Annotated in this window: 18 protein-coding genes and 1 other annotated feature; all 18 genes read left to right on the top strand. The window is 41.8% G+C overall.

Going from position 1 to position 17,981, the window contains the following annotated elements; genetic code table 11:
• The first annotated feature begins 3 nt into the window (after positions 1 to 3).
• Positions 4 to 435: a Mini-ribonuclease 3 gene (locus tag ACSBQP_RS18690; RefSeq protein ID WP_008345428.1), complete on the top strand. Its 432-nt coding sequence runs from the start codon at positions 4 to 6 to the stop codon at positions 433 to 435.
• On the top strand, positions 419 to 1,168 hold the full coding sequence (gene rlmB / locus ACSBQP_RS18685; RefSeq protein WP_017359163.1) for a 23S rRNA (guanosine(2251)-2'-O)-methyltransferase RlmB: 750 nt from the start codon (positions 419 to 421) through the stop codon (positions 1,166 to 1,168). The genes ACSBQP_RS18690 and rlmB overlap by 17 nt, the downstream gene beginning before the upstream one ends.
• A gap of 2 nt (positions 1,169 to 1,170) precedes the next feature.
• Positions 1,171 to 1,683, top strand: coding sequence for a ribosome-dependent mRNA decay endonuclease Rae1/YacP (rae1, locus tag ACSBQP_RS18680; RefSeq protein WP_007496285.1), 513 nt, complete (start codon positions 1,171 to 1,173; stop codon positions 1,681 to 1,683).
• A gap of 63 nt (positions 1,684 to 1,746) precedes the next feature.
• Entirely contained in the window at positions 1,747 to 2,403 is a 657-nt protein-coding gene (gene sigH, locus ACSBQP_RS18675; protein WP_008345424.1) for an RNA polymerase sporulation sigma factor SigH, read from the top strand.
• A gap of 76 nt (positions 2,404 to 2,479) precedes the next feature.
• Positions 2,480 to 2,629, top strand: coding sequence for a 50S ribosomal protein L33 (gene rpmG, locus ACSBQP_RS18670; protein WP_008356502.1), 150 nt, complete (start codon positions 2,480 to 2,482; stop codon positions 2,627 to 2,629).
• Positions 2,630 to 2,663: 34 nt separating this feature from the next.
• Positions 2,664 to 2,840, top strand: coding sequence for a preprotein translocase subunit SecE (gene secE, locus ACSBQP_RS18665; protein ID WP_008345422.1), 177 nt, complete (start codon positions 2,664 to 2,666; stop codon positions 2,838 to 2,840).
• Positions 2,841 to 3,011: 171 nt separating this feature from the next.
• The gene (gene nusG / locus ACSBQP_RS18660; protein ID WP_003217197.1) at positions 3,012 to 3,545 is read left to right on the top strand and encodes a transcription termination/antitermination protein NusG; all 534 of its coding nucleotides are present in this window, start codon (positions 3,012 to 3,014) and stop codon (positions 3,543 to 3,545) included.
• Between the two features lie 171 nt (positions 3,546 to 3,716).
• Entirely contained in the window at positions 3,717 to 4,142 is a 426-nt protein-coding gene (gene rplK / locus ACSBQP_RS18655) for a 50S ribosomal protein L11 (RefSeq protein WP_003216956.1), read from the top strand.
• Between the two features lie 99 nt (positions 4,143 to 4,241).
• Positions 4,242 to 4,940 (top strand): 50S ribosomal protein L1, encoded by a 699-nt coding sequence (gene rplA / locus ACSBQP_RS18650; RefSeq protein WP_017359164.1) that lies wholly within the window; start codon positions 4,242 to 4,244, stop codon positions 4,938 to 4,940.
• A 46-nt stretch (positions 4,941 to 4,986) separates the two neighbouring features.
• Positions 4,987 to 5,127 (top strand) — a sequence feature (ribosomal protein L10 leader region).
• A 69-nt stretch (positions 5,128 to 5,196) separates the two neighbouring features.
• Positions 5,197 to 5,697: a 50S ribosomal protein L10 gene (gene rplJ, locus ACSBQP_RS18645; RefSeq protein WP_003217048.1), complete on the top strand. Its 501-nt coding sequence runs from the start codon at positions 5,197 to 5,199 to the stop codon at positions 5,695 to 5,697.
• Between the two features lie 42 nt (positions 5,698 to 5,739).
• Positions 5,740 to 6,105 (top strand): 50S ribosomal protein L7/L12, encoded by a 366-nt coding sequence (gene rplL, locus ACSBQP_RS18640; RefSeq protein WP_008345418.1) that lies wholly within the window; start codon positions 5,740 to 5,742, stop codon positions 6,103 to 6,105.
• Positions 6,106 to 6,201: 96 nt separating this feature from the next.
• Positions 6,202 to 6,807 (top strand): class I SAM-dependent methyltransferase, encoded by a 606-nt coding sequence (locus ACSBQP_RS18635; protein WP_007496296.1) that lies wholly within the window; start codon positions 6,202 to 6,204, stop codon positions 6,805 to 6,807.
• A 255-nt stretch (positions 6,808 to 7,062) separates the two neighbouring features.
• Positions 7,063 to 10,644 (top strand): DNA-directed RNA polymerase subunit beta, encoded by a 3,582-nt coding sequence (gene rpoB, locus ACSBQP_RS18630; protein WP_007496297.1) that lies wholly within the window; start codon positions 7,063 to 7,065, stop codon positions 10,642 to 10,644.
• A gap of 61 nt (positions 10,645 to 10,705) precedes the next feature.
• The gene (rpoC, locus tag ACSBQP_RS18625; protein ID WP_057078723.1) at positions 10,706 to 14,305 is read left to right on the top strand and encodes a DNA-directed RNA polymerase subunit beta'; all 3,600 of its coding nucleotides are present in this window, start codon (positions 10,706 to 10,708) and stop codon (positions 14,303 to 14,305) included.
• A 146-nt stretch (positions 14,306 to 14,451) separates the two neighbouring features.
• Positions 14,452 to 14,700, top strand: coding sequence for a 50S ribosomal protein L7ae-like protein (locus ACSBQP_RS18620; protein ID WP_008345416.1), 249 nt, complete (start codon positions 14,452 to 14,454; stop codon positions 14,698 to 14,700).
• A 113-nt stretch (positions 14,701 to 14,813) separates the two neighbouring features.
• A complete protein-coding gene (rpsL, locus tag ACSBQP_RS18615; protein WP_003216962.1) occupies positions 14,814 to 15,233 on the top strand; it encodes a 30S ribosomal protein S12 in 420 nt (139 codons plus the stop codon).
• Between the two features lie 120 nt (positions 15,234 to 15,353).
• The gene (gene rpsG, locus ACSBQP_RS18610) at positions 15,354 to 15,824 is read left to right on the top strand and encodes a 30S ribosomal protein S7 (RefSeq protein ID WP_003216884.1); all 471 of its coding nucleotides are present in this window, start codon (positions 15,354 to 15,356) and stop codon (positions 15,822 to 15,824) included.
• 54 nt (positions 15,825 to 15,878) lie between these two features.
• On the top strand, positions 15,879 to 17,957 hold the full coding sequence (gene fusA, locus ACSBQP_RS18605; protein WP_007496301.1) for an elongation factor G: 2,079 nt from the start codon (positions 15,879 to 15,881) through the stop codon (positions 17,955 to 17,957).
• Positions 17,958 to 17,981: the final 24 nt, after the last annotated feature.

Below are 17,981 nucleotides of genomic sequence, written 5' to 3'. Positions count from 1 at the left end.
GTCATGTTGAATTTTGAAAAGCTGAAAGACGGAAAACAGTTGAACGGACTTGCACTTGCTTATATGGGTGATGCCATTTTTGAAGTATACGTGAGGCATCACCTCCTCCAAACGGGGGCGACCAAACCAAATGAGCTTCATAAACGTGCAAGTAAGATCGTTTCAGCTAAATCTCAGGCCGCTATTTTATTTGAGCTTCAGCAGAAGGGCTTTTTCACAGAAGCGGAAGAAGCGGTGCTGAAAAGAGGAAGAAATGCAAAATCAGGCACAGTGCCTAAAAACACAGACGTTCAAACGTATCGTTATAGTACAGCGTTTGAAGCGCTCATGGGTTATTTATTTATTGAGAAGCAGGACGAACGCTTAGAAGAGTTGATTAGTCAGGCGATTGAAATTGGAACGTCAGGGAGGAAGACAAATGAGTCAGCAACATGATTATGTGATTGGGAAAAATGCAGTGATTGAAACACTGAAGTCAGATCGGGAGTTATACAAGCTCTGGATGGCAGAAAACACTGTAAAAGGACAAGCCCAGCAGGTCATTGAACTCGCGAAAAAGCAAAATATCACCATTCAGTATGTTCCGAGGAAAAAGCTTGATCAGATGGTAACAGGTCAGCACCAGGGAATCGTTGCACAAGTAGCAGCATATGAATATGCAGAATTGGACGATCTGTATCAAATTGCTGAAAAGCGGAATGAACAACCATTTTTCATCATCTTAGATGAAATTGAAGATCCGCACAATTTAGGGTCGATCATGCGTACGGCCGATGCTGTTGGTGCACATGGAATCGTCATTCCAAAACGACGAGCGGTAGGCTTGACGACAACTGTTGCGAAAGCATCTACTGGAGCCATTGAACATATCCCGGTCGCAAAAGTAACCAATCTTTCCAGAGCTCTTGATGAAATGAAAGAAAGAGGAATTTGGGTCGCAGGAACAGATGCATCTGCGAAGCAGGACTACAGACAATTTGATGGCACGATGCCTCTCGCTCTTGTCATTGGCAGTGAAGGAAAAGGAATTGGCCGATTGATTAAGGAAAAATGTGATTTCTTGATTAAATTGCCAATGGCCGGGAAGGTCACTTCATTAAATGCATCAGTTGCAGCTAGTCTATTGATGTATGAAGTGTATCGAAAACGTTATCCGTTAGGAGAATAGAGATGGACATCCTCTTAGTCGATGGATACAACATGATAGGTGCATGGCCTCGTTTGCAGCACTTAAAAGAAAACAGCTTTGAAGAAGCCAGAGACGTGCTGATTCAACATTTAGCAGAATATCAAGCATATACAGGGTATCGAGTCATTGTCGTATTCGATGCCCATATGGTCAAAGGAATCGAAAAGAAGCGGACAAACCACCGAGTAGAGGTCATCTTTACAAGAGAAAATGAAACGGCTGATGAGCGGATTGAAAAACTGGCACAAGACTTGAATAACATTCGGACGCAAATTCATGTGGCGACCTCTGATTATACAGAACAATGGGCAATTTTTGGACAGGGTGCACTTCGTAAGTCAGCACGTGAGCTATTAAGAGAGATAGAAGTGATTGAACGAAAGATTGAAACACGTGTCAAAAAGATTACTTCTGATAAACCAGCATCCAAAATTGAATTGTCAGAAGATGTATTGAAAACGTTTGAAAAATGGCGGCGGGGAAACTTGGAATAGCTTGACGATATTTCAACCATTATTGTATAATATTTCTATCTAGGTGCGGTCGGGGGGATCGAAGTGAATCTAAACAACAGCAAGGGTAAGTCCATCAGAGAGCAATTTTGCCAGTTGGAAGATGAACAAGTCATTGAAAGGGTTCATGTCGGAGATAGTGATGCGCTAGATTATTTAATAACGAAATACCGCAATTTTGTACGTGCGAAAGCAAGATCTTATTTCTTGATTGGAGCGGATCGAGAGGACATTGTCCAAGAGGGGATGATCGGACTTTATAAGTCTATCCGCGATTTCAGAGAGGACAAGCTTACTTCATTTAAGGCTTTTGCAGAATTATGTATTACCCGCCAAATTATCACCGCAATTAAAACAGCTACTCGCCAAAAACATATCCCGTTAAATTCCTATGTATCATTAGACAAGCCGATATACGATGAAGAATCGGACAGAACATTATTGGACGTCATTTCCGGTGCTAAAGCGCTTAACCCAGAAGATTTAATCATTAGCAAAGAAGAATTTGATGATATTGAAATGAAAATGGGTGAATTACTAAGCGAGCTGGAAAGAAAGGTACTTGTGCTTTATCTTGATGGTAGGTCCTATCAGGAGATTTCTGAAGATTTAAACCGTCATGTGAAATCAATTGATAACGCACTCCAAAGAGTAAAGAGAAAATTAGAGAAATATTTAGAGCTGCGCGAGATCAGTCTCTAATCAAACCTATATTGACAGCTTTTTCGACACTGTGATAAGGTACTAAGGAAATGATGTCGAGAAAATAGGTGTAAATATGAGGAAAAAGATTACTCTAGCCTGTAAAGACTGCGGAAGCCGCAATTATACGACAATGAAAAGTGTTGCTTCAGCAGCTGAAAGATTAGAAGTTAAGAAATATTGCAAGACTTGTAATTCACATAAAACACATTTAGAAACGAAGTAGGATTTGCGTTCTTTAATCTGTGGAGGTCTTTTACATGCGTATTATCAGTTTCTTAAAAAGTGTCGGGAAAGAAATGAAAAAGGTCAGCTGGCCAAAGAAAAACGAAATGGTCCGCTACACGATCACTGTTATTTTAACAGTCGTATTTTTTGCCATCTTTTTCTCTTTTCTTGATATAGGAATCTCACAATTAATCGAATTAATTCATTAATACTTGAATAATGGTCTGCTGAACGTGCTATAATAGATCATAATATGACTTGCCAAAAAACCCGTTTTACGGGTTTTTTCAATTGCTTGAAAATATTTACCGGTACTCGAGATTCGTCAAATAGACATTACGAAATGTGGGGAGGGAAGGACTAAATAGTCCTGAACGAAAATGGAAAAGAATTGGTATGTTGTGCATACGTACTCTGGCTATGAAAACAAAGTGAAAGCAAACTTGGAAAAGCGTGTTGAATCAATGGGCATGCAGGATAAGATTTTCCGCGTTGTTGTACCAGAAGAAGAAGAAACGGACATTAAAAACGGTAAGAAAAAAGTAGTGAAAAAGAAAGTATTCCCTGGATATGTGCTAGTAGAAATCGTCATGACTGACGATTCTTGGTATGTCGTTCGTAATACACCAGGTGTGACAGGATTCGTTGGATCAGCTGGATCAGGTTCTAAGCCGACAGCGTTATTACCTGGCGAAGCAGAAACCATTCTGAAGAGAATGGGACTTGAAGAGCGCAAGACAGAAATCGACTTTGAACTAAAAGAAACAGTCAAGGTCATCGATGGACCATTTGCTAACTTCACAGGCTCTATCGAAGAGATTGATTATGATAAAAGCAAAGTCAAAGTATTCGTTAATATGTTTGGTAGAGAAACTCCTGTGGAACTTGAGTTCACACAGATCGATAAATTGTAATTTAAAAGAGCTTGAAATGAGTGTATAGAAGTGGTAATATAGCAAAGGTACGTCTTGAGTTCGCTCAAGATCGCTAGCTAGTTATTTCGTCATTCATATAAAGAATGAAGTTGTTGAGTGGGAGGGGGATTCCCCTATTACCACATCACGGACTTTAAGGAGGTGTGTCTCGTGGCTAAAAAAGTAGTAAAAGTTGTTAAATTGCAAATTCCTGCTGGAAAAGCTAACCCAGCTCCACCAGTTGGACCTGCACTAGGTCAAGCCGGTGTTAATATCATGGGATTCTGTAAGGAGTTTAACGCTCGTACAGCTGACCAAGCTGGTCTTATCATTCCTGTTGAAATTTCGGTTTTTGAAGACCGTTCATTTACATTTATTACTAAAACTCCACCTGCTGCAGTATTACTTAAAAAAGCAGCTGGTATTGAGTCTGGTTCTGGTGAACCTAACCGTAATAAAGTGGCAACTGTTAAGCGTGATAAAGTACGCGAAATCGCGGAAACAAAAATGCCTGACTTAAACGCTGCTAGCGTTGAATCAGCTATGCGCATGGTTGAAGGTACTGCACGCAGTATGGGTATTGTCATCGAAGATTAATTTTTTGTCTTGTTGGGTTGCGAGTTTGGTTTTGACAAGTTCGCAACCCTTATTCGTGGGAGGTTATTCCGCTAAAACCACATAAGGAGGATTTTTATAATGGCTAAAAAAGGTAAAAAGTATGTAGAAGCTGCTAAGCTGATCGATCGTACAAAAGCGTATGATGTTGCTGAAGCTGTTTCTCTTACAAAAAAAGCAAATACAGCGAAATTTGATGCGACTGTAGAAGTTGCTTTTCGTTTGGGCGTAGACCCTCGTAAAAACGATCAACAAATCCGCGGTGCAGTTGTACTTCCTAACGGAACTGGTAAAACTCAACGCGTTCTTGTGTTCGCTAAAGGCGAAAAAGCAAAAGAAGCAGAAGCTGCTGGAGCAGACTACGTTGGAGATTCTGATTACATCACTAAAATCCAACAAGGCTGGTTCGAATTCGATGTAATCGTTGCGACACCTGACATGATGGGTGAAGTTGGTAAGATCGGTCGTGTACTTGGACCAAAAGGTCTTATGCCAAACCCTAAAACAGGAACTGTAACTTTCGAAGTAGAAAAAGCAATCAATGAAATCAAAGCTGGTAAAGTAGAATACCGCGTTGATAAAGCTGGTAACATCCACGCGCCAATCGGAAAGGTTTCTTTCGAGGACGAAAAGCTTGTTGAGAACTTTGCAACAATCTATGACACAATCCTTAAAGCAAAACCTGCAGCGGCTAAAGGTGTATACGTGAAAAACGTTTCTGTTACATCTACTATGGGCCCTGGCGTGAAAGTGGATCCATCTTCTTTCTCTGCAAAATAATTCTTGACTTATCACAATCGTTTTGATAATATCAAAATGTTGTAAAATAGAATAATCATTTATACCGTAGACAGCAGGGGCCTTATGGCTTAATTAACCCGCCGAGGTGTATATGTCACAGTCTTACGTAAACGTATGCTTGTATATACAGCCTCCATGTCTTAATGGAGGCTTTTTATATGGAGAACCGTTCGTTAGGAACGTGATGGCCTGATCGGTATAAGTGTTACACAAAGAATGTACAGGAGGTGTAACCATGAGCAATGCAATCGATACTAAAAAAGTTGTCGTTGATGAAATTACTTCTAAGTTTAAAGACAGTATGTCTACTGTAATCGTAGATTACCGCGGTCTTTCAGTTTCTGAAGTGACTGAACTTCGTAAACAGCTTCGTGATGCTGGCGTAGAATTCAAAGTTTACAAAAATACTTTGACTCGCCGTGCAGTTGAACAAGTTGAACTAACGGGTTTAAACGATTTCTTAACAGGTCCAAACGCTATCGCATTCAGTAACGAAGATGTTATCGCACCTGCGAAAATCATCAACGAATTTGCGAAAAGCCACGAAGCTTTAGAAATCAAAGCTGGTGTTATCGAAGGAAACGTAGCGACTGTAGAAGAAGTGAAGGCTCTTGCGGAACTTCCGTCTCGCGAAGGCTTACTTTCTATGTTGCTTAGCGTTCTTCAAGCTCCAGTTCGTAACCTTGCTCTTGCTACTAAAGCAGTTGCAGATCAAAAAGAAGAACAAGGCGCTTAATGCGTACTTGACGTAAAAAAACTTAAAATGGAGGAATTACAAATGGCTTTAAATATCGAAGAAATCATTGCTTCAGTTAAAGAAGCAACTGTACTTGAGTTAAACGACTTAGTAAAAGCAATCGAAGAAGAATTTGGCGTAACTGCTGCTGCTCCTGTAGCTGTAGCTGCTGGTGGCGGTGCTGCTGCTGAAGAAAAAACTGATTTTGATCTAGTACTTGCTGGTGCTGGAGACCAAAAAATCAAAGTTATTAAAGTGGTTCGTGAAATCACTGGTCTTGGCTTGAAAGAAGCTAAAGAACTTGTTGACAACACTCCAAAACCACTTAAAGAAGGTATTGCTAAAGAAGAAGCTGAAGAACTTAAAGCTAAGCTTGAAGAAGTTGGCGCTTCTGTAGAAGTTAAGTAATCTTCGCCTAATCTTTTGGGAAAGCTCGCTTTTACTGGCGGGCTTTTTCTTTTCTTATCTCCTGAAACGATTGAATCCAGAGGAGGTCCATTCACCATGAGTGACCACTATTATACGGAAAAGCCATCAGTGAAAAGCAATAAACAGACATGGGACTTCACCTTGAGAAACCGTAGCTTTACTTTTACAAGTGACAGTGGAGTGTTTTCTAAGAAAGAAGTCGACTATGGTTCGAGGCTTTTAATTGAAGCTTTTGAAGAACCTGACTTGGATGGCGACGTCTTAGATGTCGGTTGCGGTTATGGACCGATCGGCTTATCGTTAGCAAACGAAATGACAGGCCGCACCATTCATATGATTGATGTGAACGAAAGAGCAGTCGAACTTTCAAAGGAAAACGCTAAGCATAATCGCATTGATAATGTCCGCATCTATCAAAGTGATTTGTTCTCGAATGTTCATTCATCAGCTGCTTTTGCCTCTATACTGACCAATCCCCCAATACGGGCAGGGAAGAAAGTAGTACATGCGATCTTTGAAAAAAGTGCTGATCATTTATTGCCGGAAGGTGAGTTGTGGGTGGTTATTCAGAAAAAACAAGGTGGACCATCTGCGATTGAGAAATTAGAGCAACTTTTTGGAGAAGTGACGGTCGTTATGAAAAAAAAGGGCTACTATATTATCAAAGCTAAAAAAGTTTGACGCAGTTTCCTAGCTGTGTTAACATTATAAAATGCCAATGTGTATATTTTGCTTGATAGGCTTAAAAAACAACTATTTTGTATAAATTATGCATACTTGGGAAAACTAATAAAATCGGTATTTGTTTTTGGATGTGGTTTTCTTATTTTAGAAACCCTTTTTTCTTTTGTCTTGTAAAAGTATTTCTTTACTGACATTTGAAAGACAGAAATACTTTTTACACATATAATACGCATGATTTGAGGGGTGAATCAGTTGACAGGTCAACTAGTTCAGTATGGACGACACCGCCAGCGCAGAAGCTACGCACGCATAAGCGAAGTGTTAGAATTACCAAATCTCATTGAAATTCAAACCTCTTCTTATCAGTGGTTTCTTGATGAGGGTCTTAGAGAGATGTTTCAAGATATATCCCCAATTGAGGATTTTACTGGTAACCTTTCTCTTGAATTCATTGATTACAGCCTAGGGGATCCTAAGTATCCTGTAGCAGAATCAAAAGAACGTGATGTAACTTACTCTGCTCCACTAAGAGTAAAAGTTCGTTTAATTAACAAAGAAACTGGAGAAGTAAAAGACCAAGATGTGTTTATGGGTGATTTCCCAATCATGACAGACACAGGTACTTTTATCATTAATGGTGCGGAACGTGTAATCGTTTCTCAGTTAGTACGTTCTCCAAGTGTATATTTCAGTGGTAAAGTAGACAAAAACGGTAAAAAAGGTTTTACTGCGACTGTCATTCCAAACCGTGGCGCATGGTTAGAATACGAAACTGATGCGAAGGATGTAGTCTATGTACGCATCGATCGCACACGTAAGTTGCCGGTTACGGTTCTTTTGCGTGCTCTCGGCTTCAGCTCTGATCAAGAGATTCTTGACCTCATTGGCGAGAATGAATACTTACGCAACACGTTGGAAAAAGACAATACAGAGAATGCTGATAAAGCACTTCTCGAAATCTACGAGCGTCTTCGTCCCGGAGAGCCGCCAACTGTTGAAAATGCGAAAAGCTTGCTAGACTCTCGCTTCTTTGATCCGAAGAGATATGACTTAGCAAATGTTGGTCGCTACAAGATTAATAAGAAGCTTCATATTAAAAATAGACTATTCAATCAAAAATTGGCTGAAACGCTAGTTGATCCTGAAACAGGTGAAATCCTAGCAGAAAAAGGTCAAATTTTAGATAGAAGAGTGCTTGATAAAGTTCTTCCATACTTAGAAAACGGCATCGGATTTAGAAAGCTTTATCCAAACGGTGGCGTAGTAGAGGATGAAGTAGAACTTCAATCTATCAAGATTTATGCACCAACTGATCAAGAAGGCGAGCAAGTGATCAACGTGATTGGTAATGCATATGTAGAGGAAGCTGTGAAGAACATCACGCCTTCTGACATCATTGCTTCAATCAGTTACTTCTTTAACCTACTTCATGGAGTAGGCGACACAGATGATATCGATCACCTTGGTAACCGTCGTCTGCGTTCTGTAGGTGAACTTCTGCAAAACCAATTCCGTATTGGTTTAAGCAGAATGGAGCGTGTTGTTCGTGAAAGAATGTCGATTCAAGACACGAACACGATCACACCTCAGCAGCTGATCAACATCCGTCCTGTGATCGCTTCTATCAAAGAGTTCTTTGGTAGCTCTCAGCTTTCTCAGTTCATGGATCAAACAAACCCGCTTGCTGAATTGACACACAAACGTCGTCTATCAGCGCTTGGACCGGGTGGTTTGACACGTGAGCGTGCAGGAATGGAAGTTCGTGACGTTCACTATTCTCACTATGGTCGTATGTGTCCGATTGAAACACCAGAGGGTCCAAACATTGGTTTGATCAACTCTCTATCTTCATTTGCGAAAGTGAATCGCTTCGGATTTATCGAAACACCTTACCGTCGGGTTGATCCTGAAACGGGTAAAGTGACGCCGAGAATCGATTACTTAACGGCTGATGAAGAGGATAACTACGTAGTAGCACAAGCGAACGCTATATTAGGTGAAGATGGTTCGTTTATTGATGATAATATCATTGCTCGTTTCAGAGGGGAAAACACCGTTGTTCCTCGAAACCGCGTTGACTACATGGACGTTTCGCCGAAGCAGGTTGTTTCTGCAGCGACAGCATGTATCCCATTCTTAGAAAACGATGACTCTAACCGTGCTCTAATGGGTGCAAACATGCAACGTCAGGCTGTGCCTTTGATGCAGCCGGAATCACCGATTGTTGGTACAGGTATGGAGTATGTATCAGGTAAAGACTCTGGTGCTGCTGTGATCTGCCGTTACCCAGGTGTTGTAGAACGTGTTGAAGCGAAGAATATTTGGGTTCGCCGTTATGAAGACGTTGACGGACAACAAGTCAAAGGAAACCTAGACAAATACAGCTTGCTGAAATTTGTCCGCTCTAACCAAGGGACTTGCTACAACCAGCGCCCAATTGTAAGTGTTGGAGATGAAGTCGTCAAAGGAGAAATCCTTGCAGACGGTCCTTCTATGGAAAAAGGTGAATTGGCTCTAGGACGTAACGTTATGGTCGGCTTCATGACTTGGGACGGTTACAACTATGAGGATGCGATCATTATGAGTGAGCGCCTTGTAAAAGATGACGTCTACACTTCTATTCATATTGAAGAATATGAATCAGAAGCTCGTGATACAAAGCTTGGACCAGAAGAAATTACGCGTGATATTCCAAACGTTGGGGAAGATGCTTTACGCAACCTTGACGAGCGTGGAATTATCCGTATTGGTGCAGAAGTAAAAGACGGAGACCTTCTTGTCGGGAAAGTAACGCCTAAAGGTGTAACAGAACTAACAGCTGAAGAACGTCTATTACATGCAATCTTCGGTGAAAAGGCTCGTGAAGTACGTGATACGTCTCTACGTGTACCACACGGCGGCGGCGGAATCATCCACGATGTCAAAGTCTTTAACCGTGAAGATGGAGATGAATTACCACCAGGTGTTAACCAGTTAGTCCGTGTATACATCGTTCAGAAGCGTAAAATTTCTGAAGGTGACAAAATGGCCGGACGACATGGTAACAAAGGGGTTATCTCCAAAATACTTCCAGAAGAAGATATGCCGTATCTTCCAGATGGAACACCGATTGATATCATGTTAAACCCTCTAGGGGTACCATCTCGTATGAATATCGGTCAGGTACTTGAGCTTCATATGGGTATGGCTGCACGTTACCTAGGCATCCACATTGCGTCACCAGTATTTGATGGTGCTCGTGAGGAAGATGTTTGGGAAACGCTTGAAGAAGCAGGTATGTCCCGTGATGCGAAAACAGTCCTTTATGACGGTCGAACTGGTGAACCATTCGACAACCGTGTATCTGTTGGAATCATGTATATGATCAAACTGGCTCACATGGTTGACGATAAACTTCACGCACGTTCAACTGGACCATACTCACTTGTTACGCAGCAGCCACTGGGCGGTAAAGCACAGTTTGGTGGACAGCGTTTCGGAGAGATGGAAGTATGGGCACTTGAAGCTTACGGTGCAGCATATACACTTCAAGAAATCTTAACTGTAAAATCGGATGACGTTGTGGGTCGTGTGAAAACATACGAAGCGATCGTCAAAGGGGATAACGTACCTGAACCAGGTGTCCCTGAATCATTCAAAGTATTAATTAAAGAACTTCAAAGTTTAGGTATGGATGTGAAAATTCTATCTGGCGATGAAGAAGAGATAGAAATGAGAGATTTAGAAGACGATGAGGAAACGAAGAAAGCAGACGGATTAGCGTTATCTAATGACGAAGATGCTGCAGACCTCGCACCTGTCGATCTTGAACGTGACGCAGTCACAAAAGAATAGCAGAAACGATTAGAGCAAGTGACTAGGGTATAACCCGAAGATTAAAAGGGAGGTAGGCCCCTTGCTAGATGTGAACAATTTTGAGTATATGAACATCGGTCTCGCATCACCTGATAAAATCCGTTCTTGGTCTTTTGGTGAAGTGAAAAAGCCTGAAACGATTAACTATCGTACACTGAAACCGGAAAAAGATGGTCTCTTTTGTGAACGTATCTTCGGACCGCAAAAAGACTGGGAATGTCATTGTGGAAAGTATAAACGCGTTCGTTATAAGGGTGTTGTATGTGACCGTTGTGGTGTAGAAGTAACACGGGCAAAAGTCCGTCGTGAGAGAATGGGGCATATCGAACTGGCTGCCCCAGTTTCCCACATTTGGTATTTCAAAGGTATCCCAAGCCGTATGGGTCTTGTTCTAGATATGTCACCACGTGCGTTAGAAGAAGTGATTTACTTCGCTTCTTACGTCGTGACTGATCCGGGCAACACACCGCTTGAGAAGAAACAACTTCTTTCTGAGAAAGAATTCCGTGCTTATTTAGATAAATACGGTAACACCTTCCAAGCAGCTATGGGTGCAGAAGCAATTAACAAACTTCTTCAAGATATCGATCTTGTGAAAGAAGTAGATACACTCAAAGAAGAGCTAAAAACAGCTCAAGGACAGCGTCGTACACGTGCGATCAAACGCCTTGAAGTGTTGGAAGCTTTCCGTAACTCAGGAAACAAACCGTCTTGGATGATCCTTGATGTACTTCCGGTGATTCCACCAGAATTACGTCCGATGGTTCAGCTTGATGGCGGACGTTTTGCTACTTCTGACTTGAACGACCTTTATCGTCGTGTCATCAACCGTAACAATCGTCTGAAACGTTTATTAGATCTTGGCGCGCCAAGCATCATCGTTCAGAACGAGAAGCGTATGCTTCAAGAAGCTGTCGATGCCTTGATTGATAATGGACGTAGAGGCCGACCAGTAACAGGACCAGGAAATAGACCATTGAAATCTCTTTCTCACATGCTGAAAGGGAAACAAGGGCGTTTCCGTCAAAACTTGCTTGGTAAACGTGTTGACTATTCTGGACGTTCCGTTATCGTCGTTGGACCACATTTGAAAATGTATCAGTGTGGACTTCCGAAAGAAATGGCTCTTGAACTATTCAAACCATTCGTGATGAAGGAGCTTGTTGAAAAAGGATTAGCTCACAACATTAAGAGCGCGAAACGTAAGATTGAGCGCGTGCAGCCGGAAGTTTGGGATGTTTTAGAATCAGTGATTCGTGAGCATCCAGTCTTACTAAACCGTGCACCAACTCTTCACAGACTTGGTATTCAAGCGTTTGAACCTACACTTGTGGAAGGACGCGCAATTCGTTTGCATCCACTCGTATGTACTGCCTACAACGCTGACTTTGATGGTGACCAAATGGCGGTTCACGTACCATTATCTGCTGAAGCTCAAGCTGAAGCTCGTATCTTAATGCTTGCTGCTCAAAACATTTTGAACCCGAAAGATGGAAAACCTGTTGTTACGCCATCTCAGGATATGGTGCTAGGTAACTACTACCTTACACTTGAGCGTAAAGGTGCTATCGGAGAAGGTATGGTCTTCAAAGATACGAACGAAGCCCTTCTAGCTTATCAAAATGGGTATGTGCATCTTCATACACGTGTAGCTGTTGCAGCTAACTCGTTGAAGAATGTGACATTCACTGATGAACAGCGTTCTAAATTGTTGATTACAACAGTTGGAAAACTAATCTTTAACGAAATCTTACCGGAATCATTCCCATACATGAATGAACCGACTAAGAGCAATATTGAAGAAAAAACGCCTGACCGCTTCTTCCTTGAAAAAGGTGAAGATGTCAAAGCTGCGATCGAGAAACAAGAAATCAATGCGCCGTTCAAAAAAGGTATTTTAGGTAAAATCATTGCTGAAATCTTTAAGAGATTCCATATCACTGAAACATCTAAAATGCTTGACCGCATGAAAAATCTTGGTTTCAGATATTCTACTAAAGCCGGTATTACGGTTGGTGTATCTGATATCGTGGTACTAGACGATAAACAAAAAATCCTTGAAGAAGCGCAAGCAAAAGTAGATAACGTCATGAAGCAATTCAGACGTGGTTTGATTACTGAAGAAGAGCGTTACGAGAGAGTCATTTCGATCTGGAGTTCTTCTAAAGATGTCATCCAAGGTAAACTGATGAAGTCCCTTGATGAAGTCAACCCTATCTACATGATGAGTGACTCTGGAGCGCGTGGTAACGCATCTAACTTCACTCAGCTGGCTGGTATGCGTGGTCTGATGGCCAACCCGGCTGGACGTATCATTGAACTTCCGATTAAATCTAGTTTCCGTGAAGGTTTAACAGTATTGGAATACTTTATTTCCACTCACGGAGCGCGTAAAGGTCTTGCCGATACAGCTCTTAAAACAGCTGACTCAGGTTACCTCACGCGTCGTCTCGTTGACGTTGCACAGGATGTTATTATCCGTGAAACAGATTGCGGTACAGACCGTGGAATCTTGGCGAAGTCCATTAAAGAAGGAAATGAAATTATTGAGAAACTTGAAGAACGTCTTATCGGACGTTTTGCAAGAAAACCAATTATTCATCCTGAAACGGGCGAAGTCATTGTTGGCGAAAACGAACTAATTGATGAAGATAAAGCACTTGAAGTGGTTGAAGCAGGAATCGAGGAAGTATGGATCCGTTCTGCATTTACATGTAACACGCCTCATGGTGTATGTAAACGATGCTACGGCCGTAACCTTGCAACTGGTACTGACGTTGAAGTCGGTGAAGCAGTTGGAATCATCGCTGCACAATCGATCGGTGAGCCAGGAACACAGCTTACAATGCGTACGTTCCACACCGGTGGGGTAGCAGGAGACGATATCACTCAAGGTTTACCTCGTATCCAAGAGTTATTTGAAGCGCGTAATCCGAAAGGGCAGGCAACCATTTCTGAAATTGATGGTGTCGTTGCTGAAATTAACGATGTTCGTGACAAGCAGCAGGAAATTGTGGTTCAAGGCGAAGTTGAAACTCGCTCTTACACAGCTCCTTACAATGCACGTCTGAAAGTTGTTGAAGGTGACAAAGTCACTCGTGGTCAAGTACTGACAGAAGGTTCAATCGATCCGAAAGAACTTCTTAAAGTGACTGACATGACAGCTGTTCAAGAATATCTGCTTCATGAAGTACAAAAAGTATACCGTATGCAAGGGGTAGAAATCGGAGATAAGCACGTAGAAGTAATGGTTCGCCAAATGCTTCGTAAAGTGCGTGTCGCTGATGCAGGGGATACAGATGTATTACCAGGCACACTTCTTGATGTACACCAATTCACAGAAGCGAACAAAAAAGTACTATTCGAAGGCAAACGTCCTGCAACAGGCCGTCCAGTTCTTCTTGGTATTACAAAAGCATCGCTTGAAACAGACTCATTCTTGTCTGCAGCATCCTTCCAAGAAACGACTCGTGTCCTAACAGATGCGGCGATCAAAGGAAAACGTGATGAACTGCTTGGCTTGAAAGAGAATGTCATCATCGGTAAACTTGTTCCTGCTGGAACTGGAATGCCAAACTACCGTAAAGTTAAGCCGGTTTCACAAGTGCAGCCGTCTGACGATATGGTTCCTGTAGAGTAATCTTTCTCTTAAGATTTCTATAAAAATCATCAAAAAATGGTGAAGGATGTCAAGATAATCTGTCAAACGATATTGACATCCTTCTGCCATGATGATAATATAACCAAGGTGCTCAAAATAAAACCTGTTACTTTGGAGGATATTCGATGTCTTATGATAAAGTATCACAGGCTCAATCCATTATTATTGGTACGAAGCAAACAGTAAAAGCTCTGAAACGAGATTCAGTGAAGGAAATCGTCGTAGCGAAAGATGCTGATCCTGCTTTAACCGCTAGTGTAATGAAACTAGCGCAAGAGAAGGGTGTAGACATTTTAGTGGTAGATTCCATGAAAAAGCTCGGCAAGGCCTGCGGAATTGAAGTTGGGGCAGCAGCTGTTGCCATTATGTTATAGCGTACTTGTTTTGTTTTTGCATGCTTAAAATGCAAAAGCATTGTTTTTTGCCTTTTGATGAACCACCTGGGTATGTGGGTTATAAAAAAAGTAATGAAGGGAGGAATAACAACATGCCTACAATTAATCAGCTAATACGCAAAGGACGCGTGAGTAAAGTTGAAAACTCAAAGTCTCCTGCACTTAACAAAGGATACAACAGTTTCAAAAAAGAGCACACTAACGTAACATCTCCACAGAAGCGCGGGGTTTGTACTCGTGTCGGTACAATGACACCGAAAAAACCAAACTCAGCACTACGTAAATATGCTCGTGTACGTTTGTCTAACCTGATTGAGGTAACAGCTTACATTCCTGGTATCGGACATAACCTACAAGAGCACAGTGTAGTACTTATCCGTGGCGGACGTGTAAAAGACTTACCGGGTGTACGTTACCACATCGTTCGTGGTGCGCTTGATACTGCCGGAGTTGACGGTCGTATGCAAGGACGTTCTAAATACGGAACAAAACGCCCTAAACAAAGCAAATAATATAACAAACATAAGGGTTTTTAGAAGTTGAGTTCAGATCAGTGGAGTCAGGCAGCTGACAATGAAATTGAGATGGAAGACAGATAGAAATCCTTTTAAAAGAGAAGGGAGGCTATTCAGATGCCACGTAAAGGTCCTGTAGCAAAAAGAGACGTTTTGCCAGATCCAATTTACAATTCTAAACTTGTATCTCGTTTGATCAACAAAATGATGATCGACGGTAAAAGAGGAAAGTCACAAACTATTCTCTACAAGTCATTTGATATCATCAAAGAACGTACTGGTAATGAAGCGATGGAGGTTTTCGAACAAGCCTTGAAAAACATCATGCCAGTTCTTGAAGTTAAAGCACGTCGTGTAGGTGGAGCTAACTACCAAGTTCCTGTAGAAGTTCGCCCAGACCGTCGTACGACTTTAGGTCTTCGCTGGTTAGTAAACTACGCTCGTCTTCGTGGAGAAAAAACGATGGAAGAGCGTCTTGCTAACGAAATCCTTGACGCAGCTAACAACACTGGTGCTGCTGTTAAGAAACGTGAAGATACACACAAAATGGCAGAAGCGAACAAAGCATTCGCTCACTACCGCTGGTAGGATTTATACCAAACTAAAAAAACTATTCCCTAATAAGGAAGGAGAAATTACCCAATGGCAAGAGAGTTCTCCTTAGACAAAACTCGTAATATTGGTATCATGGCTCACATCGATGCCGGTAAAACGACAACGACTGAGCGTATCTTGTACTACACTGGTCGTATCCATAAAATTGGTGAAACTCACGAAGGAGCTTCACAAATGGACTGGATGGAGCAGGAGCAAGAACGTGGTATTACAATCACTTCTGCTGCTACTACAGCACAATGGAAAGGTTACCGTGTAAACATCATCGATACACCAGGACACGTAGACTTCACTGTTGAAGTTGAACGTTCTTTGCGTGTACTTGATGGTGCGGTTGCTGTTCTTGATGCACAATCAGGTGTAGAGCCTCAAACTGAAACAGTTTGGCGCCAAGCAACAACTTACGGAGTACCTCGTATCGTATTCGTTAACAAAATGGATAAAACCGGTGCGGACTTCCTTTACTCTGTAAGCACATTAAGAGATCGTCTTCAAGCGAACGCTCATGCAATTCAATTGCCGATCGGCGCTGAAGATCAATTCGAAGGAATCATCGACCTTGTAGAAAACGTAGCATACTTCTACGAAGATGACCTTGGAACTCGCTCTGATGCACAAGAAATCCCTGCTGAGTATAAAGACAAAGCTGAAGAGCTTCGCAGCAGCTTAATTGAAGCTGTCGCTGAGCTTGATGAAGAGCTTATGGAAAAATACCTTGAGGGTGAAGAAATCACAATTCCTGAATTGAAAGCTGCAATCCGTAAAGGAACTTTGAATGTTGAATTCTACCCAGTTCTTGTTGGATCTGCTTTCAAAAACAAAGGTGTTCAGCTTGTACTTGACGCTGTGCTTGACTACCTTCCTGCACCAACTGATGTTGCTGCAATCAAAGGTACATTGCCAGATACAAATGAAGAGGTTGTACGTGAGTCTACTGATGACGCACCATTCGCAGCTCTTGCATTTAAAGTTATGACTGACCCTTATGTTGGGAAACTAACTTTCTTCCGCGTATACTCTGGAACACTTGATTCTGGTTCTTACGTGAAGAACTCTTCTAAGAACAAGCGTGAGCGTGTTGGACGTATCCTTCAAATGCACGCAAACAGCCGTGAAGAAATCTCTACTGTATATGCAGGGGATATCGCAGCAGCTGTTGGTCTTAAAGATACATCTACTGGTGATACTCTTTGTGACGAGAAAAATCTTGTTATCCTTGAGTCTATGGAATTCCCAGAGCCAGTTATCGATGTAGCAATCGAGCCTAAATCTAAGGCTGACCAAGATAAAATGGGTATCGCTTTAGCTAAACTAGCTGAAGAGGATCCAACATTCCGTACACAAACAAACACTGAAACTGGTCAAACGATCATCTCTGGTATGGGTGAGCTTCACCTTGATATCATTGTTGACCGTATGAAGCGTGAGTTCAAGGTTGAAGCTAACGTAGGAGCTCCTCAAGTTGCGTACCGTGAAACATTCCGTTCTAGTGCAAAAGTTGAAGGTAAATTCGTACGTCAGTCTGGTGGACGCGGTCAGTTCGGACACGTTTGGATCGAATTCGAACCAAACGAAGAAGGTGCAGGCTTCGAATTCACAAATGCAATCGTCGGTGGGGTTGTTCCACGTGAATACATTCCAGCAATTCAAGCAGGTCTTGAAGATTCACTAGAAAATGGTGTATTAGCTGGATTCCCATTAATCGACATCAAAGCAAAATTATTCGATGGATCTTACCACGATGTTGACTCTAACGAAATGGCGTTTAAAATTGCTGCATCTATGGCATTGAAAAATGCTGTCAGCAAATGTAACCCAGTTCTACTTGAGCCAATGATGAAAGTAGAAGTCGTTATCCCAGAAGAATACATGGGAGACATCATGGGTGATATCACATCTCGTCGTGGACGTGTAGAAGGTATGGAAGCTCGCGGTAACGCTCAAGTTGTTCGCGCTATGGTTCCACTTTCTGAAATGTTCGGATATGCAACTGCACTCCGTTCTAACACACAAGGACGCGGTACTTTCACTATGCACATGGATCACTACGAAGAAGTGCCTAAGAGCATCAGTGAAGAAATCATCAAAAAAAATAAAGGTGAATAATTGATTTTGCCTTTAAACTAAAGT

Origin of the sequence: Bacillus sp. G402, from assembly GCF_051172515.1 — a bacterium.
GTDB lineage: Bacteria > Bacillota > Bacilli > Bacillales > Bacillaceae > Bacillus > Bacillus altitudinis.
This window is presented reverse-complemented; position numbering and strand designations above follow the sequence as displayed.

Excerpts from the sequence above, each read along its gene's own strand:
- rpmG (WP_008356502.1), top strand. The coding sequence starts at position 2,480 with ATGAGGAAAAAGATTACTCTAGCCTGTAAAGACTGCGGAAGCCGCAAT.
- ACSBQP_RS18635 (WP_007496296.1), top strand. The coding sequence starts at position 6,202 with ATGAGTGACCACTATTATACGGAAAAGCCATCAGTGAAAAGCAATAAA.
- rae1 (WP_007496285.1), top strand. The coding sequence starts at position 1,171 with ATGGACATCCTCTTAGTCGATGGATACAACATGATAGGTGCATGGCCT.
- ACSBQP_RS18620 (WP_008345416.1), top strand. The coding sequence starts at position 14,452 with ATGTCTTATGATAAAGTATCACAGGCTCAATCCATTATTATTGGTACG.
- ACSBQP_RS18690 (WP_008345428.1), top strand. The coding sequence starts at position 4 with ATGTTGAATTTTGAAAAGCTGAAAGACGGAAAACAGTTGAACGGACTT.
- secE (WP_008345422.1), top strand. The coding sequence starts at position 2,664 with ATGCGTATTATCAGTTTCTTAAAAAGTGTCGGGAAAGAAATGAAAAAG.
- fusA (WP_007496301.1), top strand. The coding sequence starts at position 15,879 with ATGGCAAGAGAGTTCTCCTTAGACAAAACTCGTAATATTGGTATCATG.
- rlmB (WP_017359163.1), top strand. The coding sequence starts at position 419 with ATGAGTCAGCAACATGATTATGTGATTGGGAAAAATGCAGTGATTGAA.
- rpsL (WP_003216962.1), top strand. The coding sequence starts at position 14,814 with ATGCCTACAATTAATCAGCTAATACGCAAAGGACGCGTGAGTAAAGTT.
- rplA (WP_017359164.1), top strand. The coding sequence starts at position 4,242 with ATGGCTAAAAAAGGTAAAAAGTATGTAGAAGCTGCTAAGCTGATCGAT.
- rplL (WP_008345418.1), top strand. The coding sequence starts at position 5,740 with ATGGCTTTAAATATCGAAGAAATCATTGCTTCAGTTAAAGAAGCAACT.
- nusG (WP_003217197.1), top strand. The coding sequence starts at position 3,012 with ATGGAAAAGAATTGGTATGTTGTGCATACGTACTCTGGCTATGAAAAC.
- rplJ (WP_003217048.1), top strand. The coding sequence starts at position 5,197 with ATGAGCAATGCAATCGATACTAAAAAAGTTGTCGTTGATGAAATTACT.
- rpsG (WP_003216884.1), top strand. The coding sequence starts at position 15,354 with ATGCCACGTAAAGGTCCTGTAGCAAAAAGAGACGTTTTGCCAGATCCA.